At 63.4% G+C, this 25449-nt stretch carries 25 protein-coding genes, 1 tRNA gene and 2 pseudogenes; 11 read left to right on the top strand and 17 right to left on the bottom strand.

Going from position 1 to position 25449, the window contains the following annotated elements:
- Window positions 1-105: 105 nt before the first annotated feature.
- The 3 genes from ACHMW6_RS30880 to ACHMW6_RS30870 all read left to right on the top strand — a co-directional run bounded on the left by ACHMW6_RS30880 (window position 106) and on the right by ACHMW6_RS30870 (window position 2234).
- Window positions 106-579, top strand: a complete 474-nt coding sequence (locus tag ACHMW6_RS30880) for a redoxin domain-containing protein (RefSeq protein ID WP_395402803.1) — start codon at window positions 106-108, stop codon at window positions 577-579.
- Window positions 576-1151 (top strand): DsbA family protein, encoded by a 576-nt coding sequence (locus ACHMW6_RS30875; RefSeq protein WP_395402801.1) that lies wholly within the window; start codon window positions 576-578, stop codon window positions 1149-1151. Before ACHMW6_RS30880 ends, ACHMW6_RS30875 begins: the two co-directional genes overlap by 4 nt.
- Before the next feature lie 99 nt (window positions 1152-1250).
- The gene (locus ACHMW6_RS30870; protein ID WP_395402799.1) at window positions 1251-2234 is read left to right on the top strand and encodes an LLM class oxidoreductase; all 984 of its coding nucleotides are present in this window, start codon (window positions 1251-1253) and stop codon (window positions 2232-2234) included.
- 13 nt (window positions 2235-2247) lie between these two features.
- Here ACHMW6_RS30870 and ACHMW6_RS30865 read toward each other — a convergent pair whose 3' ends face one another.
- From ACHMW6_RS30865 to ACHMW6_RS30845, 5 genes are all read right to left on the bottom strand, one after another.
- Complete coding sequence (locus ACHMW6_RS30865; protein ID WP_395408755.1) at window positions 2248-3591, bottom strand: MFS transporter; 1344 nt, start codon at window positions 3589-3591, stop codon at window positions 2248-2250.
- A 58-nt stretch (window positions 3592-3649) separates the two neighbouring features.
- Window positions 3650-4822, bottom strand: a complete 1173-nt coding sequence (tcuB, locus tag ACHMW6_RS30860; RefSeq protein WP_395402797.1) for a tricarballylate utilization 4Fe-4S protein TcuB — start codon at window positions 4820-4822, stop codon at window positions 3650-3652.
- Window positions 4809-6215, bottom strand: coding sequence for an FAD-dependent tricarballylate dehydrogenase TcuA (tcuA, locus tag ACHMW6_RS30855; protein ID WP_395402795.1), 1407 nt, complete (start codon window positions 6213-6215; stop codon window positions 4809-4811). Before tcuA ends, tcuB begins: the two co-directional genes overlap by 14 nt.
- A gap of 77 nt (window positions 6216-6292) precedes the next feature.
- Window positions 6293-7219 (bottom strand): LysR family transcriptional regulator, encoded by a 927-nt coding sequence (locus ACHMW6_RS30850; RefSeq protein ID WP_395402793.1) that lies wholly within the window; start codon window positions 7217-7219, stop codon window positions 6293-6295.
- A 110-nt stretch (window positions 7220-7329) separates the two neighbouring features.
- Window positions 7330-7405, bottom strand: a tRNA-Phe gene (locus ACHMW6_RS30845).
- A gap of 97 nt (window positions 7406-7502) precedes the next feature.
- Between ACHMW6_RS30845 and ACHMW6_RS30840 the strand changes: the two genes are divergently transcribed.
- The 5 genes and pseudogenes from ACHMW6_RS30840 (at window position 7503) to ACHMW6_RS30820 (ending at window position 9714) form a co-directional block, all read left to right on the top strand.
- On the top strand, window positions 7503-7889 hold the full coding sequence (locus tag ACHMW6_RS30840; protein ID WP_395402791.1) for a GtrA family protein: 387 nt from the start codon (window positions 7503-7505) through the stop codon (window positions 7887-7889).
- A 12-nt stretch (window positions 7890-7901) separates the two neighbouring features.
- A complete protein-coding gene (locus tag ACHMW6_RS30835; RefSeq protein WP_395402789.1) occupies window positions 7902-8390 on the top strand; it encodes a hypothetical protein in 489 nt (162 codons plus the stop codon).
- A pseudogene (locus ACHMW6_RS30830) lies at window positions 8387-8563 on the top strand (GAF domain-containing protein); the annotation flags it as partial. The gene ACHMW6_RS30835 and the pseudogene ACHMW6_RS30830, both read left to right, overlap by 4 nt.
- Window positions 8564-8994: 431 nt before the next feature.
- Window positions 8995-9255, top strand: a pseudogene (locus ACHMW6_RS30825) (hypothetical protein); the annotation flags it as partial.
- Window positions 9256-9399: 144 nt separating this feature from the next.
- Window positions 9400-9714, top strand: coding sequence for a hypothetical protein (locus tag ACHMW6_RS30820; protein ID WP_395408804.1), 315 nt, complete (start codon window positions 9400-9402; stop codon window positions 9712-9714).
- A 5-nt stretch (window positions 9715-9719) separates the two neighbouring features.
- On the opposite strand, the gene ACHMW6_RS30815 is transcribed toward ACHMW6_RS30820, so the two are convergent.
- From ACHMW6_RS30815 to ACHMW6_RS30805, 3 genes are all read right to left on the bottom strand, one after another.
- Window positions 9720-9857 carry a hypothetical protein gene (locus ACHMW6_RS30815; RefSeq protein WP_395402787.1) on the bottom strand — a complete coding sequence of 46 codons (138 nt, stop codon included), beginning with the start codon at window positions 9855-9857 and terminating at the stop codon, window positions 9720-9722.
- Entirely contained in the window at window positions 9814-10416 is a 603-nt protein-coding gene (locus ACHMW6_RS30810; RefSeq protein ID WP_395402785.1) for a hemerythrin domain-containing protein, read from the bottom strand. Before ACHMW6_RS30810 ends, ACHMW6_RS30815 begins: the two co-directional genes overlap by 44 nt.
- Before the next feature lie 185 nt (window positions 10417-10601).
- Window positions 10602-11609 (bottom strand): hypothetical protein, encoded by a 1008-nt coding sequence (locus ACHMW6_RS30805; protein WP_395402783.1) that lies wholly within the window; start codon window positions 11607-11609, stop codon window positions 10602-10604.
- A gap of 47 nt (window positions 11610-11656) precedes the next feature.
- Between ACHMW6_RS30805 and ACHMW6_RS30800 the strand changes: the two genes are divergently transcribed.
- Window positions 11657-13567 (top strand): PAS domain S-box protein, encoded by a 1911-nt coding sequence (locus ACHMW6_RS30800; RefSeq protein WP_395402781.1) that lies wholly within the window; start codon window positions 11657-11659, stop codon window positions 13565-13567.
- On the opposite strand, the gene ACHMW6_RS30795 is transcribed toward ACHMW6_RS30800, so the two are convergent.
- The 9 genes from ACHMW6_RS30795 to ACHMW6_RS30755 all read right to left on the bottom strand — a co-directional run bounded on the left by ACHMW6_RS30795 (window position 13564) and on the right by ACHMW6_RS30755 (window position 22955).
- Entirely contained in the window at window positions 13564-13833 is a 270-nt protein-coding gene (locus ACHMW6_RS30795; RefSeq protein WP_395402780.1) for a DUF971 domain-containing protein, read from the bottom strand. The genes ACHMW6_RS30800 and ACHMW6_RS30795 overlap by 4 nt on opposite strands.
- Window positions 13830-14753: a HEAT repeat domain-containing protein gene (locus ACHMW6_RS30790; protein WP_395402778.1), complete on the bottom strand. Its 924-nt coding sequence runs from the start codon at window positions 14751-14753 to the stop codon at window positions 13830-13832. Before ACHMW6_RS30790 ends, ACHMW6_RS30795 begins: the two co-directional genes overlap by 4 nt.
- 10 nt (window positions 14754-14763) lie before the next feature.
- Window positions 14764-15558 carry an ABC transporter ATP-binding protein gene (locus tag ACHMW6_RS30785; protein WP_395402776.1) on the bottom strand — a complete coding sequence of 265 codons (795 nt, stop codon included), beginning with the start codon at window positions 15556-15558 and terminating at the stop codon, window positions 14764-14766.
- A complete protein-coding gene (locus ACHMW6_RS30780; protein ID WP_395402774.1) occupies window positions 15555-16439 on the bottom strand; it encodes an ABC transporter permease in 885 nt (294 codons plus the stop codon). Before ACHMW6_RS30780 ends, ACHMW6_RS30785 begins: the two co-directional genes overlap by 4 nt.
- A gap of 8 nt (window positions 16440-16447) precedes the next feature.
- Window positions 16448-17842: an ABC transporter substrate-binding protein gene (locus ACHMW6_RS30775; protein WP_395402772.1), complete on the bottom strand. Its 1395-nt coding sequence runs from the start codon at window positions 17840-17842 to the stop codon at window positions 16448-16450.
- 17 nt (window positions 17843-17859) lie between these two features.
- On the bottom strand, window positions 17860-18093 hold the full coding sequence (locus tag ACHMW6_RS30770; RefSeq protein ID WP_395402770.1) for a ferredoxin family protein: 234 nt from the start codon (window positions 18091-18093) through the stop codon (window positions 17860-17862).
- Complete coding sequence (locus ACHMW6_RS30765) at window positions 18068-19816, bottom strand: fumarate reductase/succinate dehydrogenase flavoprotein subunit (RefSeq protein WP_395402768.1); 1749 nt, start codon at window positions 19814-19816, stop codon at window positions 18068-18070. Before ACHMW6_RS30765 ends, ACHMW6_RS30770 begins: the two co-directional genes overlap by 26 nt.
- Window positions 19813-20562, bottom strand: a complete 750-nt coding sequence (locus ACHMW6_RS30760; RefSeq protein WP_395402766.1) for a GntR family transcriptional regulator — start codon at window positions 20560-20562, stop codon at window positions 19813-19815. The genes ACHMW6_RS30765 and ACHMW6_RS30760 overlap by 4 nt, the downstream gene beginning before the upstream one ends.
- A gap of 161 nt (window positions 20563-20723) precedes the next feature.
- Entirely contained in the window at window positions 20724-22955 is a 2232-nt protein-coding gene (locus ACHMW6_RS30755; protein ID WP_395402764.1) for a family 1 glycosylhydrolase, read from the bottom strand.
- A 176-nt stretch (window positions 22956-23131) separates the two neighbouring features.
- On the opposite strand from ACHMW6_RS30755, the gene ACHMW6_RS30750 reads away from it, so the two are divergent.
- Both ACHMW6_RS30750 and ACHMW6_RS30745 read left to right on the top strand, forming a co-directional pair.
- The gene (locus tag ACHMW6_RS30750; RefSeq protein WP_395402762.1) at window positions 23132-24145 is read left to right on the top strand and encodes a mechanosensitive ion channel family protein; all 1014 of its coding nucleotides are present in this window, start codon (window positions 23132-23134) and stop codon (window positions 24143-24145) included.
- The gene (locus ACHMW6_RS30745; protein ID WP_395402760.1) at window positions 24142-25425 is read left to right on the top strand and encodes a hypothetical protein; all 1284 of its coding nucleotides are present in this window, start codon (window positions 24142-24144) and stop codon (window positions 25423-25425) included. The genes ACHMW6_RS30750 and ACHMW6_RS30745 overlap by 4 nt, the downstream gene beginning before the upstream one ends.
- Window positions 25426-25449: the final 24 nt, after the last annotated feature.

The following is a 25449-nucleotide window of genomic DNA, read 5'->3' as shown; positions in this document are numbered from 1 at the left end:
CTTTTCCAGCCTTGCCCTTCCCGCCATCTGATATAAAGTGGTAGTTTGGCTCGCCACCTCCCGTTCGACGGGTTACCGGGTTTTTATGTGATCGAGGGGGTCAGCATGGACGCATTGCAAGCGGGCACACTTGCCCCAGAGTTTGAACTGAATTCCACTCCCGACCAGCGCGTAAAACTCTCGGAGTTTCGCGGCCAGCGGGTGATTCTCGCGTTCTATCCTGCCGACTGGAGTCCCGTCTGCGGCGATCAGCTGGCGCTTTACAACGAACTGCGCGATGAGTTCGCCAGACACAAGGCGATTTGCATCGGCATTTCAGTCGACGGCGCCTGGTGCCATGCTGCCTTTCGCGAGCAGCGCGGCTACAAACTTGCGCTGCTGTCCGACTTCGAGCCCAAGGGCGAAGTTGCCCGCGGCTACAGCGTATACCGGACCAGGGAAGGGGTGAGCGAACGGGCCTTGTTCATCATCGATGAGGAAGGCGTGGTGCGCTGGACTTATGTTTCCCCGATCGGCATCAATCCGGGCGCCGACGGCATCCTCAAGGTGCTGGGGGAAATGGATGGGAGTACATCATGAGTTTAGCAAAGCCAGTCGACGAAAATGACCACGTGCTCGGACCGGCAGATGCGCCGGTGACCCTGGTCGAGTACGGCGATTTCCAGTGCCCGCACTGCAGAACGGCGCATTTTTATTTGAAGAACGTGCTGGCGACGATGGGTGACGATGTGCGTTTCGTGTTCCGTCACATGCCGCTGACCCAGATCCGCCCGATGGCGCAACTAGCGGCCGAGGCGGCCGAAGCGGCCGGCGCGCAGGGCAAGTTCTGGCCCCTGCACGACCTGATCTACGAGAACCAGGACCTGCTCAGCCCAGCGCTGCTAACGCGACTGGGGCAGCGCCTGGGGCTCGACATGCAGCGTTTCACCGACGATTCGGCATCCCACCGCTTTCTTCCCAAGGTGAAGGAGGACTTCATGAGCGCCGTGCGCAGCGGCGCGGCTGGCACGCCAAGTTTCTTCATCAATGGCGAGCCGTATGAAGGCAGCTTCGACGATGAGGCGCTGATCGACGCACTGCGCTTTGCCGTGCAGGCGCGTGTCCCGCACGTGACGAAGGGGCAGCACGCCCCACGGCCGCGGGCGCACTGACTGCGGCAGCGTCGGCGCCGCGCCCACGCTGCGGACCTTGGCCATCGGTATTCCTTCATGGCTTTGTCGAGGATGGCAATTCAACGCGCGGGGGAAGTCATGGCAGACATGCTGACACCGAACCGGACGGCCAGGCCAGGCGATTCCAGAGGCTTTACGCGAATGTTTGCGCCGGACCGGTTGACGCTCGGCGTGTTCTTCCCAATCGAGGCATTTTCCGGCGACCAACCCAGCATGCTTGGGCAGGAAGGCCTGGCCCGTCGTGCTGAAGAGCTGGGATACGCCGCGCTGTGGTTCCGCGACGTTCCGCTGCGCGACCCGGGCTTCGGCGACGTGGGGCAGGTGTACGATCCGTGGGTCTATCTTGGCTGGATCGAGGCGCAGACCAGCGAGATCACGCTGGCGACCGGCTCCTTGGTCCTTACCCTGCGTCACCCCCTGCATACCGCCAAGGGCGCGGCATCGGTCGACCGGCTGTCGGGCAACCGCCTGGTCCTCGGCATTGCCTCGGGCGACCGGCCGGTGGAGTTCCCGGCCTTCGGGGTCGACTTTGAACAGCGTTCCACTCTGTTCCGCGACAACCTGCGGGTCGTGCGCGCCACCCTTGCCGAGGCGTTCCCGATGCTCCAGTCGTCCTACGGCACGCTGGCCGGGACCGCGGACCTGGTGCCCAAGCCGATGACTCCCGTGCCACTGCTGGTTACCGGTCACAGCGGGCAGCCACTGGAATGGATCGCGAAAAATGCGGACGGGTGGATTACCTACCCGCGCGGACTCGAGCGCCAGGCCGAGGTCGCAGCGCACTGGCGCGCCGCCGTGGGAACTGCGGCGCCCGGTGTCTTCAAGCCGTTCGTGCAATCGTTCTATGTCGATCTGAGCGACTATCCCGACGCGGCGCCCACGCCGATCCACCTGGGCTTTCGCGCCGGACGGCATTTCGTCCTGCGCTTCCTCGAGGCGCTACGCTCGATCGGGGTCAATCACGTCATCCTTAACTTCAAGTACGGCGCGCGCAACGCCGGCGACGTGCTTGAAGAGATCGGCAAGGAGATCCTGCCGCAGTTGGCGGCATCCCAGCCCTGAGCTACGCTCTTTTTCACTCCGGGCGACTCTTTCCTGGTGATGCAATTGCCAAGGCACGATTCGCGGCGCCATCACGCCGATAGAAGATCAAGGTAGCGAGCAATCCGCTCAGCGCGGCGCAACTCAACCAAATGCCCGGCCCGGCGCTATTGCCGGTCACATCGATCAAGTACGTGGATATGGCCGGCGTGAACCCGCCGAACAACGCGGTAGAGAGGCTGAAAGCCAGCGAAAAACCAACCACGCGCACGCTCACCGGCATCACTTCGGTCAGCGCCACAACCATGGCGCCGTTGTACAACCCAAAGTAAGACGAGAACAACAGTAACACCGCAAGCAAATGAGCAAAACTTGGCGCTGCTGCAAGCCAGGACATGGCTGGGTATGCGGTCAACAGAGCAAGAGTGGATATCGCGATCAGAATTGGTTTTCTGCCCACTTTATCGGAGAGTGCGCCGCCGATCGGAAGCCAGACGAAGTTCGACACACCGACCAGAAGCGTAACGAGGAGACTATCCGCTGCGCTCAGATGCAGCACCTTCCGGCCAAAGGTCGGCGTGTAGACGGTGATGAGATAAAACGTCGTCGTCGTCATTGCCACGAAGAGCATCCCGGTCAACACTGTCCGCCAGTTTTGCAGCATCGAGTGGAAAATTTCACGGGTGCCGGGGTGATGCCGGCGCGCCTGAAACGCGGAGGTCTCCTGCAAGCTGCGTCGCAGGAAGAAAATGAGCGGCACGATGGCGCAGCCAATCAGGAACGGCATGCGCCATCCCCAGGTTGACAGTTCTTCTGCCGACAACCACAGATTCAATCCGTAGCCGATAGCCGCGGCGAAAACAATCGCAACTTGCTGGCTGGCGGACTGCCAGGCGGTGTAGAACCCTTTATGCCCCGGCGTCGCGATCTCCGCCAAATACACGGATACGCCGCCCAGTTCGGCGCCAGCCGAGAAGCCTTGAAGCAGTCGTCCAACCAGCACCAGCGCGGGGGCGAGTAATCCAATTGTGGCGTAGCTCGGAACCAACGCAATCAGGACAGTACCACTGGCCATAATCGACAATGTGACGATCAGGCCCTGGCGGCGGCCGACGCTGTCGATATACCCACCCAGGATAATTGCGCCTAATGGTCGCATCAGGAAGCCGGCGCCGAACACGGAAAAGGTCAGCATCAGGGACGCAAACTCGCTGTCGACGGGGAAAAAGACCTTCGAAATGTAGTTGGCATAGAAGCCGAACAGGAAGAAATCAAACTGTTCCAAGAAGTTCCCGCTCGTCACGCGCAGAACGGCGCCGATTTTTGAAGGCGCCGCAACTGCCTTTTCGCTGACGGCGGCCTGAGTCTGGCAATTCATGTTATTCATCTCCGATATCGTGTTTTTGGTTTGGCTGTATGCAGTCAACTGGATTTTTTTAGTCGCCGCCCAGTTGAAGGCGGTTCGGTTGCCTTTTCTCGATTGCCCACTTGAGCAGTGCAGCGCTCCTGAAAACACCGTGGGCAAACTTCCCGTAGGGCAGTGTCGCGAACAAAGCCATGACGGATGCCAGGTGGATGCACAGGACCGATGGCAGGAACGGCGTCGCACGGGCCGGCAGCAGCGCCAATCCGCTTAGCGCGACGAGGAAAAGCAATGCGATGAAGCCCCTGTCCATCGGTTTCTGGGCCGCGTCACCTTGCAGCGGATGCCGGCGCAGGTTCAGCCAGAACAGGCCTGTCGTGCCGGCCAATAAGGAAACACCGCCTGCAATGCCGAGCAGCTTGGGGAGCGTGGTGTAGCCGTAAGGCGCTTCCCAGCCGAAGAGGTAGTGAAACAGCGTAGCGACGCCGGTGGCGGCGAAGCACAGCATAAAGCCGTAAAACGTCAAGTGATGGAAGCGGCGGCGCGCGAGCGTGTAAGCGTCATCTGAGTTATTGCATCCATCGCCGTGCCCACCATCCAGGAATTTCAGCCGCAGCACCTTATCGACAGCATCCCCCATGGATTCCAGTGAAGCCTGGCCAGGCGAGACATCACGCCAGAACCTCCGGACTCCAAGGCCAAGCGCCAACGCGGCGAACAGGAAGATTGGCGCAAACAGGTTCACCATCAGCTGATGCGGGAAGATGGAATAGAAGCTTGCGCCAGGGTTGACGTTGAATAGCGAGCCTCGAAGTCCCGCAGCCAGGGCCAGGAACAACGTCAACGCCGAAACCAATGCGACTGAAAGCATCAAGCCATTGCGCTTGTACAGTGCCCCGAGTGCCGGTGGCCACGCATAGTCAGCGTAGGTCTCTACGCGTACCTTGGCCAAGGCCTGTGGCACATTGATCGCGAATTCGTGCGGCGGCGCATATTGGCACGCATGCAGGCACGCGCCGCAGTTATGGCAAAGGTTGGCGAGATAGTGAATGTCTGCCTTCACGAACTCCAGCCGCCGCGTCATGGCGGGGAACACGGCGCAATACCCTTCGCAGTAGCGGCAGGAATTGCAAATCGTCATCTGGCGACTCACTTCCGCCTCGCTGGCGCTAAGGATAGGAATAACGGGATAGGCCGGGGCAGCCAGTGCTCTACCCTCGCGAATGATTGCTTCAAGCTGTTGCATGGTTCACTTTCCGTGTAGCGGCTTTGGCAGCCTGGGTGCCCGCAATGCGGCCGAAGGCAGTACCAATGGACATGCCGACGCCAGCCGTATAACCCTGGCCGAGGACGTTCCCGGCCATCATTTCGCCAGCGACGAAGAGGTTAGGGCTGGGGCACCCGTTGAAATGGACGGCGGCCTCTTCATTGACCTTGAGACCAAGGTAAGTAAAGGTGACGCCTGGCTTTAGTGCGTAGCCGTAGAAGGGCGGCGTATCGATGGGCCGCGCCCAGTGCGTTTTAGGGGGCATCAAGTCCTGGGTGTGGCAGTTGTCTAGCGCGGCGTGGTCGAAATCACCTGGCTGGCACGCGGCGTTATAGTCCGCCATCGTCTTCACGAAGGCGTCCTGCGGCAATCCAAGCTTGAATGCCAGTTCCGGCAATGAGCTGGCGGTAACGCCTGGGAATACCGGAGGCATGAACCGGCCGATCGCCTTCTGGTCGATGATCGAGTACGCAACCTGGCCGGGCTGCCTGGCAACGAGACGGCCCCATATCGCATAACGCTTCGGCCAGAAATCCTGGCCCTCATCGTAGAACCGGGCGCCATCGCGATTCACAACCACACCAAGCGAGACGCAATCGATGCGCGTGCAAATACCGCCGTCATATAAGGGAGCACGCGCATCAATCGCCACCATGTGCGCCTGCGTCGGGTCGCCAATCGTGTCCGCGCCGGCGCCCATCATATGCTTGAGAAGTATGCCTTCGTTGAAACGCGTGCCCCGGATCAGAAAATTGTCCGAAGGCCATTCACCGCGTTCGTTCTGGCCCCAGGCCTCGCGCAGCCAGTCCCGATTCGATTCGAAGCCGCCAGCCGCAAGTACGCAACTCTTGGCTGGAATGCGCTCCCCGCCAGCCGTCAGGGCGGCAACAAAACGTCCGTCATCGAGTTCCAATGAAATCACTGGCGTGGAATACCGGATCTGGACGCCAAGCCGCTCGGCGCTGCGATAGTACGCGTTGACCAGCGCCTTGCCACCGCCCATAAAGAAAGCATTGGTGCGTGCTACGTGCAAGGCTCCCGACAGCGGCGCCTGGAAGCGCACACCGTGACTACGCATCCAGTCACGGCAATTAGATGAAGCACGAATCACCAGCCGGGCCAGCTTTTCATTGGTAATCCCGCCCGTAACCTTGAGCAAGTCCTGCCAATATTCTTCTTCGGGATAGGCGTCGACCAGGACATCTTGCGGCGCCTCGTGCATGCAGCGCAAGTTGCGGGTGTGTTGCGAATTACCTCCTCGCCACTCGCGCGGTGATGCTTCCAGCAGTAGTACGGAAGCACCGGCCTCACGCGCCATCAGCGCTGCGCAAAGGGCCGCATTACCTCCGCCAATTACCAATACGTCCACCATTTGTTTTCCTCCTGATTGGAAAACAATGGTAGGAGAAGGCATGCATGCCAGGTAGTACCCTGGCCGGCAAGGCCTGTTTACGATTCGTGAAGACTTGCGCCGGGCCAGGCGGCATTGGCCACGAGTTCTCGCACCACATCCCTAAGGACAATGCGGGAGGCGAGCACTGCCGGGGATAGCTCGTCCTCGGGAAGACTCGCCAGCAGATTGCGGCGGCGCAGTCCGCTTTCCGCCAGCTCGGCCAACCGGATCTCTGAAGCAGGCAAACGCGTTGTGGCAGCGCCAGGCTGAATCGTCGCGGCCAGGCCCGAGCGAACCACGTCCATCAAAATCGCCAGGCCATCGACCTCTGCGACGATATTGGGTTTGCATCTGGCCCGTGCGAAGGCCGTCGAAACGATGGCCCGCAGCCCATGCGTACCGCTGGGCATGACCAGCGGCAGTGCCAATATGTCCTTGAGCCGAACCTTTTGGGTGGCCGGCATGCCGGTCAGAGTGGACGCTCCGATAAGGAACAAGCGCTCATCGAGCAGTGGACTGGAACTGAGATGGCTTGCCGCGTCGGTTTCGAATAGCACCGCAAGATCCAGCTGCCGCGCGTTGAGCATGGCGGACAGATTGCCCGACAGGCTCTCGACCAGCCTCAAACTGACGTCCGGATAGCGTTGACGCAACGCGGTCATGAACGGCAGTGCAAGGACGGACGCCGTCGAAGGGGCGAGTCCGACACTGACGTGACCGGCCAACCTTGCCTGCTGTGCGACCCGCGTGGCTTCATCCGCATGCCGCAAGGCCAGCTGCGCCTGCCGCCAAAACGCAAGTCCCGCGTCCGTCGGCGCAATACCTGTCGTGGTCCGGCGCAAGAGACGGGTGGACAGCTCGCTTTCGAGCCGGCTGATTTGCTGACTCAGTGTCGATGTGACGACGCCCAGGTCCGCAGCGGCACGCCCCATACTTCCAAGCTCGACCACGCGCACGAAGTATCGCAATTGCCTGAGTTCCATAGTAGATAGACCTGTCCCAGCATTGGAATGGCGGATCTTAGCATGCGCTGTCGCGCCTACAAACGCAAAACGCCGATCTGCAGGGATCGGCGTTTTGCTTGGGATGTTCTTGGTGGCCCGGGGCGGAATCGAACCACCGACACAAGGATTTTCAGTCCTCTGCTCTACCAACTGAGCTACCAGGCCAAGGCGCGCAATTATAGCAGGGTGTTTGGCCGCTTGGCTAGTGCCTGTTTTATAATTCCTGGCTGACGCCCGCGAGGGCATTGCGAAACAACCAATAATGACGAAATCGACATCCCATCAGTTCCTGCGCTTTGCCGCCACCGGGGTGGCCGGGCTGGTGGCCGACATGGGCGCGCTGTATCTCGCGCTGGCACTGGGCAGCGGCTATTACCTGGGCCGCCTACTGTCCTTCCTGTTCGCGGTCTGGGTCACGTGGAGCCTGAACCGGCGCTACACGTTCGCCGCCACTGACAATCCCTTCCGCGAATGGCTGCGCTACCTGACGGCCATGCTGGGCGGCGGCGCGATCAATTACGCGACCTACACGCTGGTGCTGCACCTATTGCCGCCCAGCGTATGGGCGCCGGCGGCGGGTGTTGCGGCGGGCTCGCTGGCGGGCATGCTGTCGAACTTCGTCACGGCCAAGCGTTTCGTGTTCAGATAAAATGAACCGGACATGAGCCAGCCTTCCCTCGATGCCGGACAGATCGCGTTCATGCGCGGTGGCGTGTCCATCAGCGTCGCCACCTGCGCGGCAGGCGGCGTGCCGGAGCTCGTGCGGGGGATAGGCTGCCGTGTGGCCGATGACGGCAGCAGCGTGACCGTCTTCGTGCCCGAATCGAAATCGCAGGCCGTGCAGCGCGATATCTTCGCCACGGGCCGCATTGCCGTCGCCTTCACCCAGCCTTCCAGTCACCGCACGATGCAACTGAAAAGCGATGACGCGCGCGTGGCCGCGCTCGCGCCGGAAGACTTGCCGCTGATCGAAGCGTATCGCGACGCCTTCGTGGCCGAAGTGGGCCAGCTTGGATTCAACGCCGGGATGGTGCGCCTACTGCTCACTTGCCCGCCGGATGAAATCGTGGGCCTGAGCTTCCGTCCGCAGGCAGCCTTCACGCAGACTCCGGGACCCAATGCCGGCAAGCCGCTGGAGTCCGGCGCATGAGCGACGTGCGCCTCGATACGATTCGCGAGTGTTTTGAAGGCGTGATCCCCGCCGTGCTGGCCACGGCCGACAGGGCGGGCGTGCCCAACGTCTCCTACCTGTCGCAGGTGCAGTACATGGACCGCGGCCACATCGCGCTGTCCTACCAGTTCTTCAACAAGACGCGCGCCAACATCCTTGCCAATCCGCTGGCGCGGCTGATGGTCATCAATCCCTTCACCGGTGCCCAGTATGCGCTGGTGATCAAATACCTGCGCACGGAAACCGAGGGCTCGCTGTTCGAGAGCATGAAGGCGCGCCTGGCGGGACTGGCTTCGCACACGGGCATGAGCGGCGTGTTCAGGCTGCTGGGGTCGGACGTCTACCAGGTGCTGGAACTGCAGCGCGTTGACCGCGACGCAATCCCGGCGCCGGAAGCCTCGCGCAACACGCTGGCCGCGCTGCGCGTGTGCTCCGAGCGCCTGCTGGCCTGCCGTGACCTGGACCGCCTGTTCGATGAAACCATGGCTTGCCTGGACGAGAAGCTGGGCATCAGCCACGCCATGCTGCTGATGCACGACAAGGCGGCGGGCAATCTGTACACGGTCGCCAGCCACGGTTACGCGTGCTCCGGCGTGGGCTCGGAAATCCCGCTGGGGCAGGGCGTGATCGGCGTGGCGGCGCGCGAGCGCACGCCAGTCCGCATCAGCCACATGACGGCGGAATACAGCTACAGCCGCGCCATCCGCCAGCAGCTCGCGGGCAGCGAACTGGATGCGGAAATTCCCTTCCCGGCCTGGCCGAGGCGCGCAGCCAGCTGGCCGTGCCCATTATCGGCTGCGAACATGTGCTGGGCGTGCTGTACGTGGAAAGTCCGCAGGACCTGCGCTTTACCTACGACGATGAGGATGCGCTGGTCACGCTGTGCAACCAGCTGGCGGCGCAGATGTACATCCTGCAGAGCGCCGAGCCGGAAGCGGAAGAGCCGCCTGCGCCCGAGTCCCGCAGCGAAGGCGAAGCGGCGCCGCTGGTGGTGCGTCATTACGCGGGCAATGATTCCGTTTTCTTTGGCGACGATTACCTGATCAAGGGCGTGGCGGGCGCCGTGCTGTGGTGCCTTCTCAGCGACCATGCGGCGCAGGGCCGCACCTGTTTCAGCAACCGCGAGCTGCGCCTCGATCCGCGCATCCGCCTGCCGGACATCAGCGACAACCTGGAAGCGCGCCTGGTATTGCTGGCGCGCCGCCTGTGCGAGCGCCGCGCCGGCGTGCAGATCGAGAAGACGGGACGCGGCCATTTCCGTCTCTGCGTGCGCCAGCCCTTGCAACTGCAGGAAGCCGGGTAGCCCGGTCACGCGGCGAGCGCCTGTGGTGCATCCAGCGCCGCCTTCAGCTTGCGTACGTCGCGTTCGTCGAGCAGGCTGCAGGCAAAGGCGAAAAAGCCTTCAAACACGGGCGGCGGCATCCCGGCGCGCATCCCCATCAGCATGCCCGCGCGCTCCTGCGGATTCAGCGCAGGCAGCATCCAGCGCATCGTGAACTGCATTTCTTCCGGCGGAAATATCGGAGACGATGGCGTGGTGGATGCCTTCCAGCTCCTCATCCGTATAGCAGGCCCACAGCACGGCGTTGTTCTCGGTTTCCTCCATATTCATGTGCACCAGGTTCTCGCCCACGAACACCGACAGCTGCAGCTGCAGGTGATAGAGCTGGGCCGCGCGCCTGGCGCCGCTGGCCTGCTCCACGTGGTCGCACAATGCGTTCAGCTTGTCGATGGCCCAGTCGTGGTGATCGTGGTCGCCTTCGGTCACTTGCGCGGAGCCGGGACGGCGCGCATTCATGGCGGGGTGGACGTGCTTCGCCTCGTGCTGCAGGTGCTTGCGCATGAAGGCCAGCAGCTCGCGCACCTGGCGCAGGCCGCCGGACAGGTCCTCGGCATCTTCCGCATCGATGCGGGACGTGCGTTGCACGGTGTCGTTCATGTAGGCGCGCAGTGCTTTGTGAATGCCGCTGTACAGGTTCAGGCGGCTGATTTGTTGTTCGCTCATTTCCAGTCCTCTTTCATGATCCGTGGGCGAAATGCCCGAACAGAATGGTAGTAAGAGGATGCCCGCGGCGTTCTTAAAAAACGCCTCAGTAAACCTTAAATACTTCTTAACTGGGGTCAGGCACGAAATGCTACATAAGCTCGCTTCTCAAGCAAGCGCATGTAGCATTTCGTGCCTGACCCCATTCAAGGCTCGCGGCGGCGGGTTTTTCGGGTGGAACCGTCGGAGTCGAATAGCAATACCTGTTCCGCTATCTGAGGACGCTTGTCCTGTCCCGGCGGAAGCTTGCGCGCGGGCGGCCATTCGTAGAGCCAGATTTCGTAGCCACGGTCGAAACGCAATTCCTTCAGCGGCGGCCCCAGCGCCGCGCGCGCTTCTTCGCGGCTGGACGGGGCGGCATCAGGCTGTGGCGGATCGTCCATGTATTCAAAGCTGAGCAGGGTATCGTCCGGCCAGCTGCGGTCCCAGATCGGCGCGAAATAGCTGCGGTCCAGCAACACCTGGCAATCGCAGTAGGGCAGCTCGGAGGCGGGCGGTCCGCCGTTCGCATAAGTCATGCGGAAGGGCATCGTTTCGCGCCGCTCGCCGTGCTGCGCGATGACCGCAAACACGGGACGTTCAGTGAAGAAAAGATAGTTGCCATCCGGATCGCCGCACACGCGGTCGGCATTGGTGAACAGCTCGCCCAGCCAGCGAAACAGCTGGGCATTGTTGGATACCAGCCCGGCGTCGATCCCCACCAGGCATTCCAGCCGCAAGTCGCCCAGCCGCCGCATGCCGTCGGGTACGCCAGGGCTGCGCACTTCGGCGCGCCAGGTCATCGAACTGGTCCTGCGGTTGGCGATCAAGGCGGCGTCTTCGCGCAGCAGGACATCGTTGCGCGCGAGCGTGAAACTGTTGTCCTGGGCAATCGGCACCGTCATGCTGGCGGTATCGCCCACCACCTTCAGCTCGATCCCTTTCATGTCGACCGTGGCCGTGCGCGGCAACAGCCGGAAACGCAGCGTGGCGCCCGGCGCCAGCGCATGGTCGCGCTCAAATCGCGCGATTCCACTGAGCATTTTGCGGTAGGATTTATCGACGGGATCGCGCGTGTTGCGTACAACGACACTGGGTGCCGCCGGCTCCTGGGCCGGTACGGCGCCGCAGGCCAGCAGCAGGCTGGCCGCCAACAGGCGTGCTTTGCTCCCCATTTTCTAATTGTGTCACACCCTTAATAAGTACGCGCTACAATTAAACGATGTTAAAAGAGACTCCGCCAAGCGAAAGCCTGCCGACCCGCTATGAGCTGCTGGTGGAGAGCATCAGCGACTATGCCATCTACATGCTGGACACGGAAGGCCGAGTCAGCAGCTGGAATACTGGTGCTCAGCGCTTTAAAGGTTATCAGGCCCAGGAAGTGCTCGGTGAGCACTTCTCCAAATTCTATACGCCCGAAGATCGGGAGGGCGGCCTTCCCGCCCGTGCGCTGGCGACTGCGCTGCGCGAAGGGCGCTATGAGAGCGAGGGCTGGCGCGTGCGCAAGGATGGCTCGCGCTTCTGGGCCAGCGTAGTGATCGATCCCGTCTATACGCCCCGCGGCGAGCATGTGGGCTTTGCCAAGATCACACGCGACATCACGGAACGCAAGGAGGCGCAGGAAGCACTGCGCCTGAGCGAGCAGCGTTTCCGCCTGCTGGTGCAGGGCGTGACCGATTACGCACTGTACATGCTGTCGCCGGAGGGCCTGATCAGCAACTGGAACCTGGGCGCCGAGCGCATCAAGGGTTTTTCCCAGGACGAAGTGCTGAACACGCACTTCCGCCGCTTCTTCACGCCCGAAGACCAGCGCGCCGGCGTGCCGGAACGCGCACTGGCCACCGCTGCACGCGAAGGCCGCTACGAAAGCGAGGGCTGGCGCGTGCGCAAGGATGGCACGCGCTTCTGGGCCCACGCGGTGCTCGATGCGATCTACGACGAGCAAGGCACGCTGATCGGCTTTGCCAAGATCACGCGCGACAACACGGAGCGGCGCAAGACTGCCGAGTCCCTGGAGCAGGCGCGTGCCGCGCTGTTCCAGGCGCAGAAGATGGAAGCCATCGGCCAGCTCACCGGCGGCGTGGCGCATGACTTCAACAACCTGCTGGCCGTGGTTTCCAGCGGTATCGACATTCTCAACACGATGCAGCTGTCCGGTCCTGGTGCGCGCGTGCTGGACGGCATGCGGCGCGCGGTGGACCGCGGCGCCCTGCTCACGCAGCAGCTGCTGTCTTTCGCCCGCCAGCAGCCGCTGGCGCCGGCCGTGCACCAGCTGAACACCCTGATCGCCGGCTTCGAGGCCGTGCTGCGGCGGGCGGCCGGTCCACAGGTGCGGTTTGAACTGAACCTGGGACCGCAACTGGCCCTGGTGTCCGTGGACGAAGCGCGCTTCGAGGCGGCCCTGCTGAACCTTGTGGTCAACGCGCGCGATGCGATGCCGGAAGGCGGATCGCTGACGGTGGAAACGCGCAATGTCTCGCTGGCCGAGAATGAAGTGGGAACGCTGCCTGCCGCCGCCTACGTGAAGGTGACGGTGCGCGATACGGGCACCGGCATGTCGCAGGCCACGCGTTTGCGCGCCTTTGAACCCTTCTTCACGACCAAGGAGCCAGGCAAGGGCACGGGCCTCGGGCTGAGCCAGGTGTACGGCTTTATCGTGCAGTCGGGCGGCGACGTGGCCATCGATACCGAAGTAGGATTCGGCACGTCGATCAGGCTTTATTTGCCCGCACTGCCGGAGGGCGCGGAAGTGCAGCCGTCCAGCAACGATAAGCCGCGCGAGGAACGCGCCCTGGTAGTGGAAGACGACCAGCTGGTGCTGGAGGCGGCCAGTGAACTGTTCCAGGCCATGGGCTATACGGTGCTGAGCGCGCGCGACGGCGCCGAAGCGCTGCGCCTGCTGCAGCGCGAGCCGGATATCGATGTCCTGTTCAGCGATGTGATGATGCCGAACGGGATGTCGGGCCTGGAACTGGCGCATGCGGTGCGCGAGCGCTACCCGGCGGTGAAGATCATCCTCGCTTCCGGCGACCCGCTACCCGCGCTGAAGTCCGAACAGCAGGACCTCAGCGAATTCGCCTTCGTCAGCAAGCCTTACCGCCTGGCCGACGTGGCGCGCCATCTGCGTACTTAAAGCCCTTTCAGGTAGGGCCAGGGGTAGATGCCACGCTCGTGGCCATCGCTGAACACCAGCAGCACGGCGTAGCTGCCGACAGGGCGGATATCCAGCAGCCGCACGTCCGGCGCCACGGGCGTTTCCGCGTTGCGACGGCGGGCCGCAGTGCAGTCGGCGCAGCGGCAGCTGCGGCGCAGCAGGGCATCGTCCAGTTGCTGGCGGGCTGCGTCCGGCCATTCAATTTCCACGATGCCGCCGCCGCGGCTGATCGACAGGGGCGTCATCGGATCTGTTCCAGCGCCAGGCGCACGGCCTTGCGCACTTCCGGGTCCGGGTCCTGTGCCGCGCTGCGCAATGCGGGCAGGGCGGCGCTATCGCCGATCTCTCCCAGCGCCAGTGCGGTCTCGCGCCGCAGATTGGCGATGGCGTGCGCCAGCAAAGGGAGCAGGGCGGGCACGGCGGCCGGACTGCGCAGCCGGCCCAGGCTGCGGGCGGCGCGCAGCGCCACTTGCCAGTAGCTGTCCTGCAGCGCGGCGACCAGTTGCTCGCCGGCCTGCGGCAGCCGCAGCTTGCCCAGCGTGGTGGCGGCTTCCTCGCGCACCTGCCAGGCCGGGTCTATCAAGGCGGCCACCAACGCGGATAACACGCTGGCGTCGCTGGCCAGGCCGAGGGCGCCGGCCGCTGCACGGCGCACTTCGGGGTCTGGATCGGCGGTAGCGAGGCCGGTCAGTGCGGGTAGGGCAGGGACGTGCTTCAGGTAGCCGAGTACCGCGACGGCCTCGCGGCGCACGATGGCGTCGGCATCCTCCAGCGCGGCCAGGGCGGGCGCGATGCTTTCCGGCGCCCGCAATTCGCGCAGGGCGCGCAGGATGGCGAAGCGGACGAAGGCTTGCGGATGGGCGGCGTGCGGGGCCAGCAGCCGTGCCGACTGCGGGTCTTTCAGTTCGCTCAGGCTTTGCGCGGCGGCAGCCCGCACGTCAGCCTCCTCGTCGTCCAGCAGTTCAACCAGGCCGGTGACGGCGGCATCGCTTTCGAAGAACTCCAGCGCGCGGGCGGCAGCCGCGCGCACTTCGGCGCTGGAGTCGCGCAGGGCGGCGATGAACAGGTGGGCATCGTCTTCGTCGGCTTCGTCGGCCAGGTCCAGCACGGCGATGCGGCGCACTTCGCTGTCCTCGTGCTGCAGGCGGTGTTCTATCGTAGTCAATCTGTATTCCTCATGTGGCGAAACGGAGTTGAGCGGCCGGCGCTTCTTCTGCGGCGGTACGCGTGTGCAGCAGGTCGAGGCAATGGCGCTTCAGGCGCATGAATTCCAGCGAGGTCACCAGGCCGGAATGGCGCGGGCGCGGGAAGTCCAGCGTGATTTCCTCGATGATGCGGCCGGGGCGCGGGCTCATGACCACGATGCGGTCGGCCAGGAACAGGGCTTCGTCGATATCGTGGGTGATGAAGACGATGGTGGTGCGGATGCGCGCCCATACGTCCAGCAACAGCTCCTGCATCTTCAGCCGGGTTTGCGCATCGAGCGCGCCGAAGGGCTCGTCCATCAGCATCACGCGCGGATGGTTGATCAGCACACGGGCGATTTCCACGCGCTGCTGCATGCCGCCCGAGAGCTGGGAGGGATAGCTGTTTTCGAATCCTTCCAGGCCTACGAGCTGCAGCATTTCGCGGGCCCGCTCGCGGCGTTCGGTGCGCGGCACGCCTTTCATCTTCAGGCCGAAGGCCACGTTATCCAGCACCTTCTTCCACGGGAAGAGGGTGTGCTGCTGGAAGACCATGCCGCGGTCCGGATGCGGACCGGTCACGGGCTGACCGTCAACGTGCACGCTGCCGGCGTCCGGCCGCAGGTGCCCCGCCAATGCGTCAAGCAGGGTGGACTTGCCGCAGCCGGAAGGCCCGAGTACGCAGATGAATTCGCCCGGCCGGGCCGACAGCGAAACATCCTGCAGTGCCGTCACGCCGCCGCGCTCGATGTGCAGCTTGCGGATATCGATGGAACCTTGCGTCATGCTGCTTTCCTCCCCATGAAGTACCAGGGCATCAGCGCGTTGCCGATCTTTTTCACCAGCACGCTGCTGCCCATGCCGAACACGCCGATGAACAGCATGCCGACGATAATTTCCGGATAGTTCTGCACGATGTAGGACGCCCACGTGTAGTAGCCGATGCCGAACTGGCCCGAGATCATCTCCGCCGTCACGAGGCAGAACCAGGCCGTGCCCATGCCGATCGAGAGGCCGGTGACGATGCTGGGCGCGGCAGCCGGCAGGATCACTTCGGTGAAGACGGATGCCGGTCCGCTGCCCAGGCTGCGCGCGGACGCGATCAGCCTGGCATCCACGCCTTCCACCCCGTGTATCGTGTTGAGCAGGATCGGGAACAGCGCGCCGATAAAAGTGATGAAGACCATCGACAGTTCGGACGATGGGAACATCAGGATCGCCAGCGGAATCCAGGCCACGGCGGGGATGGGGCGAAGCACTTCCAGCGGCGGCAGCAAGGTGTCCTCCAGGAAGCGCGAGCGGCCGATCAGCAGGCCGAGCGCGATGCCCACCAGGGCTGCCGCGGCATATCCGGCGAAGACGCGGTAGACGCTGGCCGTGAGGTGGTGCGCCAGTTTCGGCGACTGGAGCAGGGCGCCGGCGGCCAGCAGTGCTTCCTGTGGCGAGGGCACATTGCGGAAGGTCACCAGGCCGAGGTCGATCCGGTGTGTCGACGCCCACTGCCAGGCGAGCACGCAGGCGGCGACCGAGAGCACGCGCAGGGCGATGCGGGCGAGGCGGCCGAGCGTGCCGGACTGGCCGATGCGGGCGGCGCCGGCGGGCCGGGCGGGCTGTGCCTGGCCGCGCGTGGCAGCCGGTGCGGCGGAGTTGAGCGTCGATGCAGTCATGATGCGCCTCAGCCAGCGATGGCGGCCCTGGCGCCGTTAAAGTCCAGCACCTTGCCGTTGTTTTTCTTTGCCCACGCTTCGGCCGATTCCTTCAGCAGGAAGGCATTGATCTCGTTCTTGCCGCTGCTGACGAACCACGCGTCGCTGGCGAACAGCTTGATGCCGGTTTCACGGTCCTGGGCATAGACGGTGCGGATTTTCTTGCCGGACTTCTCCAGCTTCGCCAGGTCAGTGAGGGCCGATTCCGGCGTGGAGTAGTTGCGCACCAGCGGTTCGCCGCTGACCCAGATCTGGGCCACGCGCTTGACGTCGGTGATCGGCTTGCCGCTGACGGCGTCCTTGCCTGCCAGCGGTAGCTTGGCGTAGTTCTTCAGCTGGGAGTCGTAATCCAGGCCTGCCTGTTTGAAGGCTGTGCGGATGTACTGGTCGTTGATGAAGGTGCTGGCGTCGATATCGCTGTCCGTGCGTTTCAGCAGGCGCAGGGTTTCGATCGACGTCTTGACCGCCTGGCGGTACTCCGGCTTCCAGCTCAGGTCACGCGTCTGCAGGCCGAGGGGGCCGTGGAACAGATAATTCACTTCGGCTTCGATGCCGGTCACTTTCGCCACCAGTTCGCTGTATTTCTCCGGCTCGGCGGCAAACAGGCGGTCGGCTTCGATGGCGGCGCGCAGGAAGGCCACCACGACTTCCGGATACTTTTTCGCGTAGTCGCTGTCCACCAGGCTGCCGTGCATGGTGGGAGCGTTGGCTTGCGAGCCATCATAGATCTTGCGGGCGAAGCCGCGGTGCGGGAACAGTTCGGCGAAGGGCACGAAGTCGGCGTGGGCGTCGACCTTGTTGCTCTGCAGGGCCGAGCCGGCGATTTCCGGCGCCTGGGTGGTGATATTCACGTCCTTATCCGGGTCCCAGCCCTGGGCCTTGACGGCACGCAGCAGCATGCCGTGGGCGGTGGAGGCGAAGGGCACGGAAATGGTCTTGCCTTTCAGTTCCGCCAGCGACTGCACGGCGGATGCCTTCGGCACCACGATGCCGTTGCCGCTGCCTGCCGTGCTGCCGGAAAGGACGGTGATGAACAGGCTTTGCCGGCCCGCCTTGGCAAAGGCGGCGCCGTTGAAGGAGCCTGGGAAGTCGGCCATCGAGCCGATATCCAGTTTGCCGGCCACCATCTCATTGGTCAGCGGCGCGCCGGAGGTGAAGTTCTTCCACTGGATGTCGTACTGGGCATCCTTGTATTTTCCGTCGCGCGGCAGGTATTTCTCCAGCAGCTTCAGTTCGCGGATCAGGATGCCGCCGGTGGCGCAATTGATTGTCGTATCCTGCGTGCCGATGGCGACGCGGATGGTTTCGGCATTCGCTGTGCCGAGCAGCAGTGCAAGTGCAAGCCCTAGTAGCGGTTGTTTCATTTTCTTCTCTCCTGGTTTTAGCGCAGCAAATAAGGGATATCGACGTGGACGGCGCCCGTGGGGCAATCCTTCTCGCAAGGCATGCAGTACCAGCACTCGTCGAATTTCATATAGGCCTTGCCCTTGACGAAATCGATGGCCAGTACGTCCAGCGGGCAGACGTCGACGCAGACGGTGCAGCCTTTGTGCGCGATGCATTTATCCTCATCCACGCGCACCGGCACGCTAGTTATATTCAAAGTCGTTGGCATCCTGTTTCTCTTCCTTGTTGATCCGCAGCCGCTGGTAGGCGGTCCTTTCCTCTTCATCCAGCTTCACGATGTAAGGCTCGATCGGCCGCTTGAAGCAGGTCATTGCGTCGTTCTGTTTTTGCAGCTGAACGTGCACGAACCAGTCGGCATCGTTGCGCTCCGGATGGTCTACCCGGTAGTGATAAAGTCCCCAGCGGCTCTCCTTGCGATACAGCGAGGCGCGCGCCGCCATCTCGGCGCAATCGCGGATCGCGTGCACTTCCATGGCGCGCATCAGTTCATGCGGATTGCGCGCGGACAGGCGGTCCAGGTCTTCGCGGATGGCCTCGAAGCGCTGCAGGCCGATTTCCATCTTGCGCGTGACCTTGGGCGGCTGCAGATAATCGTTCACCATGCGGCGCAGCTTGTACTCGACCTGGTTCGACGGCAGCCCGTCCTCGCGGGTGAGCGGCGCCAGTACGCGGGCGCGTTCGCGCTCGACCTGGGCCTCGTCCACCTCCGGCAGCGGACGCTCGGCGCAGTAGCGCGCCGCGCTTTCGCCGGCCAGCTTGCCGTACACGAAGGCGCCCAGCATGTAGTTGTGCGGCACGCAGGCCAGGTCGCCTGCCGCGTACAGGCCGGGCACGGTGGTCGCGGCATGTTCGTTGACCCAGACGCCGGAAGCGGAATGCCCGCTGCACAGGCCGATCTCCGAAATATGCATTTCCACCATCTGCTCGCGGTAGTCGGTGCCGCGGCCCTCATGGAAGCGGCCGCGGCTTGGACGTTCGTTCGTGTGCAGGATCGTTTCGATGGTGCTGATGGTTTCCTCGGCCAGGTGGTTCAGCTTGAGGAACACGGGACCGTCGCCGCCTTGCAGTTCGCGGTAGAACTCCATCATCATCTGGCCGCTCCAGTAATCGCACTCGATGAAGCGCTCGCCCTTGTTATTGGTCGTGTAGCCGCCGAAGGGGCCGGTCACATAGGCGCAGGCCGGGCCGTTGTAGTCCTTGATCAAAGGATTGATCTGGAAGCACTCGATGCCGGACAGCTCGGCGCCCGCGTGATAGGCCATGCTGTAGCCGTCGCCCGCATTGGTCGGGTTCTCGTAGGTGCCGAACAGGTAGCCGGAAGCGGGCAGGCCGAGACGCCCGGCGGCGCCCGTGCACAGCACCACGGTCTTGGCGCGGATCACGTGGAACTCCGCCGTGCGGCAGTCGAAGGCCATGGCGCCGGCGATGCTGCCGTCGGCGGCCGTCAGCAGGCGCGTGGCGACCAGGCGGTTGGTGATCTCGACGCGGGCGCGCTTCAGCCGGCGGTACAGCACCTTCTTGATGTCGTGGCCTTCGGGCATGGGCAGCACGTAGGTGCCCATATGGTGCACCTTGCGCATCGCGTAATCGCCCGTTTCATCCTTCTCGAACTTCACGCCCCAGCGGTCCAGTTCCTCGATCATCGGATAGCTGTTGCGCGCATAGGCCATCACCGTCTTCTGGTTGACGATGCCGTCGTTGGCGGTGGTGATCTCCTTCACGTACTGCTCGGGCGTGGCGAAGCCGGGGACGACGGCGTTATTCAGCCCGTCCATCCCCATCGAGATGGCGCCGCTGCGCTTGACGTTGGCCTTCTCCAGCAGCAGCACGCGCAGCTCCGGATTGGCCTCCTTGGCCTTGACTGCCGCCATCGGACCGGCCGTGCCGCCGCCGATCACCAGCACGTCCACAGTCTGGATATGTGTATTCATGGGGTTTCCTGGGTTGGAGAGCGGCGCGCGATCTGCAGCCGGTACTGAAAGGCGTCGCCGCGGAAGTAGAGGTATTCGAAATCGATCGGCTTGCCGCCGGCCGTGTGGGTCAGGCGCTCGATGCGCAGCACAGGCATGCCTTCGTCGATCTGCAGTGCGGCGGAAAGCGCGTGGTCGGCCAGGATGGCGTCGATGCGCAGGTCGGCCTTGCCGAGCGCGATGCCGAAGTCGTTTTCCAGGATCAGGAAAATGTCGCGCACGGCAAGGTCTTCATGGCGCAGGCGCTCGCCGAGTTCCGGGCTCACATAGGTCACTTCCAGCGAGACAGGCTCGCGGTTCAGCAGGCGGATGCGCCGGATCTCGGTCACCGGCGCGCCGGCGGCAAGGCCCAGTTGCTGCGCCACTTGAGGCGCCGCGGCGACGCTGTCGATGCCGGCCACCCGGTTATAGATTTCATAGCCGCGCCGCGACATCGCCTCGGCGAAGCCTTCGAGCTGGGTTAGTTCCTGGAATGCCTTGGGCTTGGAGACGAAAGTGCCCTTGCCCGGCACCTTGAAGATCACGCCTTCCTTCTGCAGGTCGTTCAGCGCCTGCCGCACGGTGATGCGGCTGACGCCGAAACGGCTGCCGATATCGCTCTCGGCGGGCAACTGGGCGTGCGGCGGATAGGTGCCGTCAAGGATGCGCTCGCGCAGGCTTTCCTTGACCTGGGCATACAGCGGCAGCGGCGATAAGGACAGGGTCATGAAGGTGGCTCGACCTGTTATGACAGGTCATGATCGATTTGGATGAACCGATCTTATCGAGCACCTTCATGCATGAAAACGAATCAATTCGCGCATGCATATGCGCCGCCGGCGCATATGCTAATGCGGCAAACGAGGATGGCCGCCGTCAGCTGATTGCTTCAGCTGCTGCCGTAATGCGCGGTCTGCGCGGCGCCGCTTTCGGCCAGGCCGGTGGCGGTATCGAGGTAGCGTGCCAGGGCATCGTCCAGCGAAGGCATCAGGATGCCGCGCTCGGTGCCGAGGGCCGAGAAGCGTGGCTGGGCGGCCTGTGCGTCGAAGGCGGCTGCAGGCCGGCCTTCCAGTCCCTCCGGATCCACGCCCGCCATGGCGCATACGCGCTGCGCCAGATCATGCCAGCTCAGGGCCTTGCCGTTGGAGAGGTGCCAGATGCCGCATTCCTTGTCGATCAGCAGGTCGAGGCAGGTCTGCACCAAGTCCGGCACATAGGTTGGCGACACCACCAGGTCGTTCGCTGCGGCGAATGGCTCGCCGGCCGCCAGCGCCTGCAGGGCCAGCGTGACGAAGTTGTGGCAGTCCCATGGTCCGAAGAAGGCGCTGGTGCGCACCACCAGCGTTTGCGGGTGGATGGACAGCATGCGCTTTTCCGCTTCCGCCTTGCTGCGGCCATACACGTTCAGCGGCGCCACGGCGTCGCTTTCCACATAGGGCGCTCCCTTGCTGCCATCGAAGACCAGGTCGCTGGAGAAGCCGAGCAGATGCAGCGCATGCTTCGCGCACGCCACCGCCAGCACGACGGCGCCATGCGTGTTCTCGCGCAGGCAGCGCACGGCGTCGTGCTCCGCCTGGTGTACGCGTACGTAGCCGCCGGCATTGATGATGGCCCAGGGCTGATAGCGCTGGATGGCCGCCTCCACGGAGGCAGGATCGGCGATGTCCATGTCCTGCCGCGTGAGCACGCGATAGGACAGGTTGCGCTGCTCGCAGATGCGGGCGAAGGCCGAGCCCAGCGTGCCGGTGGCCCCGATGACGAGGATCGGTTGCACGGGACGCTGCGGGAAGTGGCGTTCCGGCGGCAGGGCTGCAATCGTCGTACTGGTCGCAGCGGGTGGACAGAGAAAGCGCCCAGGCCGGCGCCACCAGCCTGCGCCCTGCAATACCGGGTTGCTTGGCGGACGGCCCGTGGCCAGCTCGCGCATCATCCCGGCCAGTGCGGTTGGGCGCGGCACGGGCGAGCGCAGGTCGAAGGCGCCGGTTTCGTAATACCCCTTGCATTCGGTCACGAGACAATTCCAGTCGAAGGAGCCGAGCAGGGACCAGACGGTGACGGCGCGCACGTCCGCACCGCGCCGCTTGACATCGAGCGCCGCGTTCCACACTTCCAGCAGCCAGCGCAGCTGGTCCTCGCGGTTGGCGTCGATATGCGCTTCGGTAACGGCCATCGGCAGCCCGTAGCGCTCCCACACTTCTTCGATCAGCGGACCGATGCCGGGCGTGGGCACGGCCAGCGCACGCGCCGTTTCAATATCGGCGAAGCCGTCCACGCCTACATAGCGCTGGGGATAGCGGTCGGCGCGGTGATCGAGCCAGCGTTCGCTGGTGATGTAGTAGTTCAGGCCCACGATATCGGGAGGGCAGGGATTATCCCTGAACCAGAGCAGTTCTTCCTCGCTCAGTTTGCCGCGCCGCGTAAGGTAGTCCCACAGCGCGTGATCCGGGCCCATGCGGCCGTACAGCAGATCCCAGGCCAGCCAGCGCCGCTCGTTATAGAAATTCGCCCATCCGGCCAGCTCCGGCGTACTGTAGGTCTTGCCCAGGTCATCCGTCTGCACCAGCCTGGCGTTCGGATTGACCGCGCGGATCGCACGCATCGATAGCACGGTAGCGCGGCACTGGTTGATCAGCGCGCGCAGGAAGGTCACATCGTCGCGGCCATGGGGATACCACAAGCCATACAGGCCGCAGAAGCGCGCCGTCGTCAATGGTTCGTTGACAGGCGTGTAGTACTGCACCCAGGGATAGCGCTGCGCAACCGCGCCGGCGTATTCGGCCAGTTGTTCGGGGAAGTCCGGGTCCACCAGGCTGGTGTGGCGCGGGCCGCTGCCGTGGTGGATCAGGCCAACGATCGGGGTGACGCCCAGCGCCTGCAAGGCCGGCAGGCGCTCATCGGGCTGGCTCCAGTCGGCATTGGCGATGCCTTCCGGGGCCACGCGCTCCCACAGCACGGGATAGCGCAGTGCGCGTATGCCCAGTGCGGCAAAGCGGTCGAGGTCATCTTCACGGCGGTCGTGGCCGTTCTGTTCTATCTGGCTGAAATACTGATCGGATACGCGGTTGACGGTGCCTTCCAGCCCGCCCCACAACTGAATAGTGGTTGGCTTGTTCGTGGACATTATTGGGCTTTGTTAGTAGAGGAGACAAAAAGTATCCAGAATTTTTTGTCGGGGTGGCGCAACCTTGCCTCCAGTCATGCGTGCGCGCCTGCCCTGGATGCTTGGCTACACTGCGTCGCATGCGTTTTTCTTTTCTCGGAAATACACTCGAAGACTGGGGCACGGCGCTGGCTGTGATGGCAGCGACGGCTGTGGTCCTGTACCTGGTGAAGTGCCTGGCGGTGCGGCGCCTGGCAGTGATTGCCGAGAGCACCCATACTCCCATTGATGACTGGCTGGTGCGCATGCTGCGCTCCACCTGGCTGCTGACCATTCTCGTCGGCGCCGCCTGGATGGGCAGCCAGATGCTGGACCTTCCATCGAAACAGCACACATGGGTGTGGCGCGTGACGGCGACCACCTTGCTGGTGCAGGCCGGCGTGTGGGGCGACAGCCTGGTGCGCTCGTGGCGCGGCCATTACCGGCGCAGGGAAACCGGCGCTTCGGCCACGTCGGCCGCCATCATCGATTTCGTGCTGCGCCTGATGCTGTGGATCGTCTTCACCCTGATGGTGCTGGACAATCTCGGCTTCAATATCACAACCCTGGTGGCGAGCCTGGGCATCAGCGGTATCGCCGTGGCGCTGGCGGTGCAGAACATCCTCGGCGACCTGTTCGCCTCGCTCTCCATCGTGCTGGACAAGCCTTTCGTGGTCGGCGACTTCATCATCGTGGACGACAAGCTGGGCTCCGTCGAATACATCGGCCTGAAGACTACGCGCCTGCGCGGCCTGGGCGGCGACCAGATCATCTTTTCCAACGGCGACATCCTGAAGGCGCGCATCCTGAACCAGACGCGCATGCAGATGCGCCGCGCGGCTTTCATCCTGCGCGTGCGCCACGGCACCGGCGAGGATCAGCTGCGGCTCATCCCCGAGATCCTGAAGAACGCCGTACTGGCGCAATCGAAGACTGCCAATTTCGAGCGGGCGCATTTCTCAGGCATGGGCGAATGGTCCTTCGACTTTGAAACCGTCTACTGGATCAAGTCGCCGGACTACTTCGTGTTCATGGACACACAGCAGGCCATCTTCCTTTCCGTGGTGCGCGAGCTGGACGCGGCCGGCATCGAGCTTGCGGTGCCGATGCGACTGATGGTCCCCGATCAGCTAAACTTGACCCCTTCGAAGATAACCGAAGAGGTAGTATGAAAAAGCTGGTCATGGGAGGGATTGCCATGGTGATGGCGGGGAGTGCATTGGCGGCGTCGGTTCAGGATGTGGCGGAGCGGTACCGCAAGGCGGTGCTGGCGGTAGGCCAGCATGACGCGAACTATGTGGACGCGTATTATGGCCCGGCCGCGCTGCAGGAAGCGGCGGTGAAGAGCAAGCAGCCGCTGGCTGCGATTCGCAAGGATGTGCAGGCCGCGCGGCGCGATATCGCGCAACAGAAAGCCGGCAATCCGGACGAGGCGCTGCGCATCGAGTTCCTGTCCAAGCAGCTGCGCGCGGTGGAGGCGCGCATCGATATGCTGGAGGGGAAGAAGTTCAGCTTCGATGAGGAGACTTCGCTGCTGTACGATGCTGTGTCGCCCCATCATGACCGCGCCTATTACGAAGCCATCGTGGCTGAAGTGGACAAGCTGATTCCCGGCGCCGGCCCGCTGCAGGAGCGCCTGAAAACATTCCGCGCCCAGTTCGTGATTCCGAAGGAGCGCCTGAAGACCGTGTTCGACGCATCCATCGCCGCCTGCCGCGAACGCACGGCGCGCTTCGTCGAACTGCCGAAGAACGAGAGCTTTGTGCTGGAGTTCGTGAGCAACAAGCCCTGGTCAGGCTACAACTGGTACAAGGGCAATGCCCATTCCCTCATCCAGATCAATACCGAATTCCCGATCTATATCGAGCGCGCGCTGGACCTGGGCTGCCACGAGGGCTATCCGGGTCACCACGTCTACAACGCGCTGCTGGAGCAGGAGCTGGTGAAGAAGCGCAACTGGGTGGAGTTCAGCGTGTATCCGCTGTATTCGCCGATGTCCCTGATCGCCGAGGGCAGCGCGAACTATGGCATCAAGATGGCTTTCACGGACGATGAGCGACTGGACTTTGAACAGAAAACCCTGTTCCCGCTGGCCGGCCTCGATCCCGCGCTGGCGCCGAAATATGCACAGCTGCTGAAGCTGATGGCAAAACTGAGCTATGCGGACAATGACGGCGCGCGCGAGTACCTGGAAGGGCGCTTCAGCAAGGAGCAGGCGCAGGAGTGGATGGTGAATGTCGGCCTGTATCCGCCGGAGAAGTCGGCGCAGCGCGTCTCCTTCTATGACGCGAACCGCGGTTATGTGATCAACTACAACCTGGGCCAGGACATGGTCAAGGCCTTCGTGGAACGTCACGCGACGGCCACCGATCCGGCGGCCGCCCGTGTTCAGCGGTGGGATGCGTTCAAGCAGTTATTGTCGTCGCCGCGCCTCGCCAGCGGATTGCGTTAAACGATGCGCCTCGCCGCGGGCCCG

The organism is Pseudoduganella sp. UC29_106 (assembly GCF_044055365.1).
In the GTDB taxonomy this organism is placed as follows: Bacteria; Pseudomonadota; Gammaproteobacteria; order Burkholderiales; family Burkholderiaceae_D; genus Rugamonas.
This window is presented reverse-complemented; position numbering and strand designations above follow the sequence as displayed.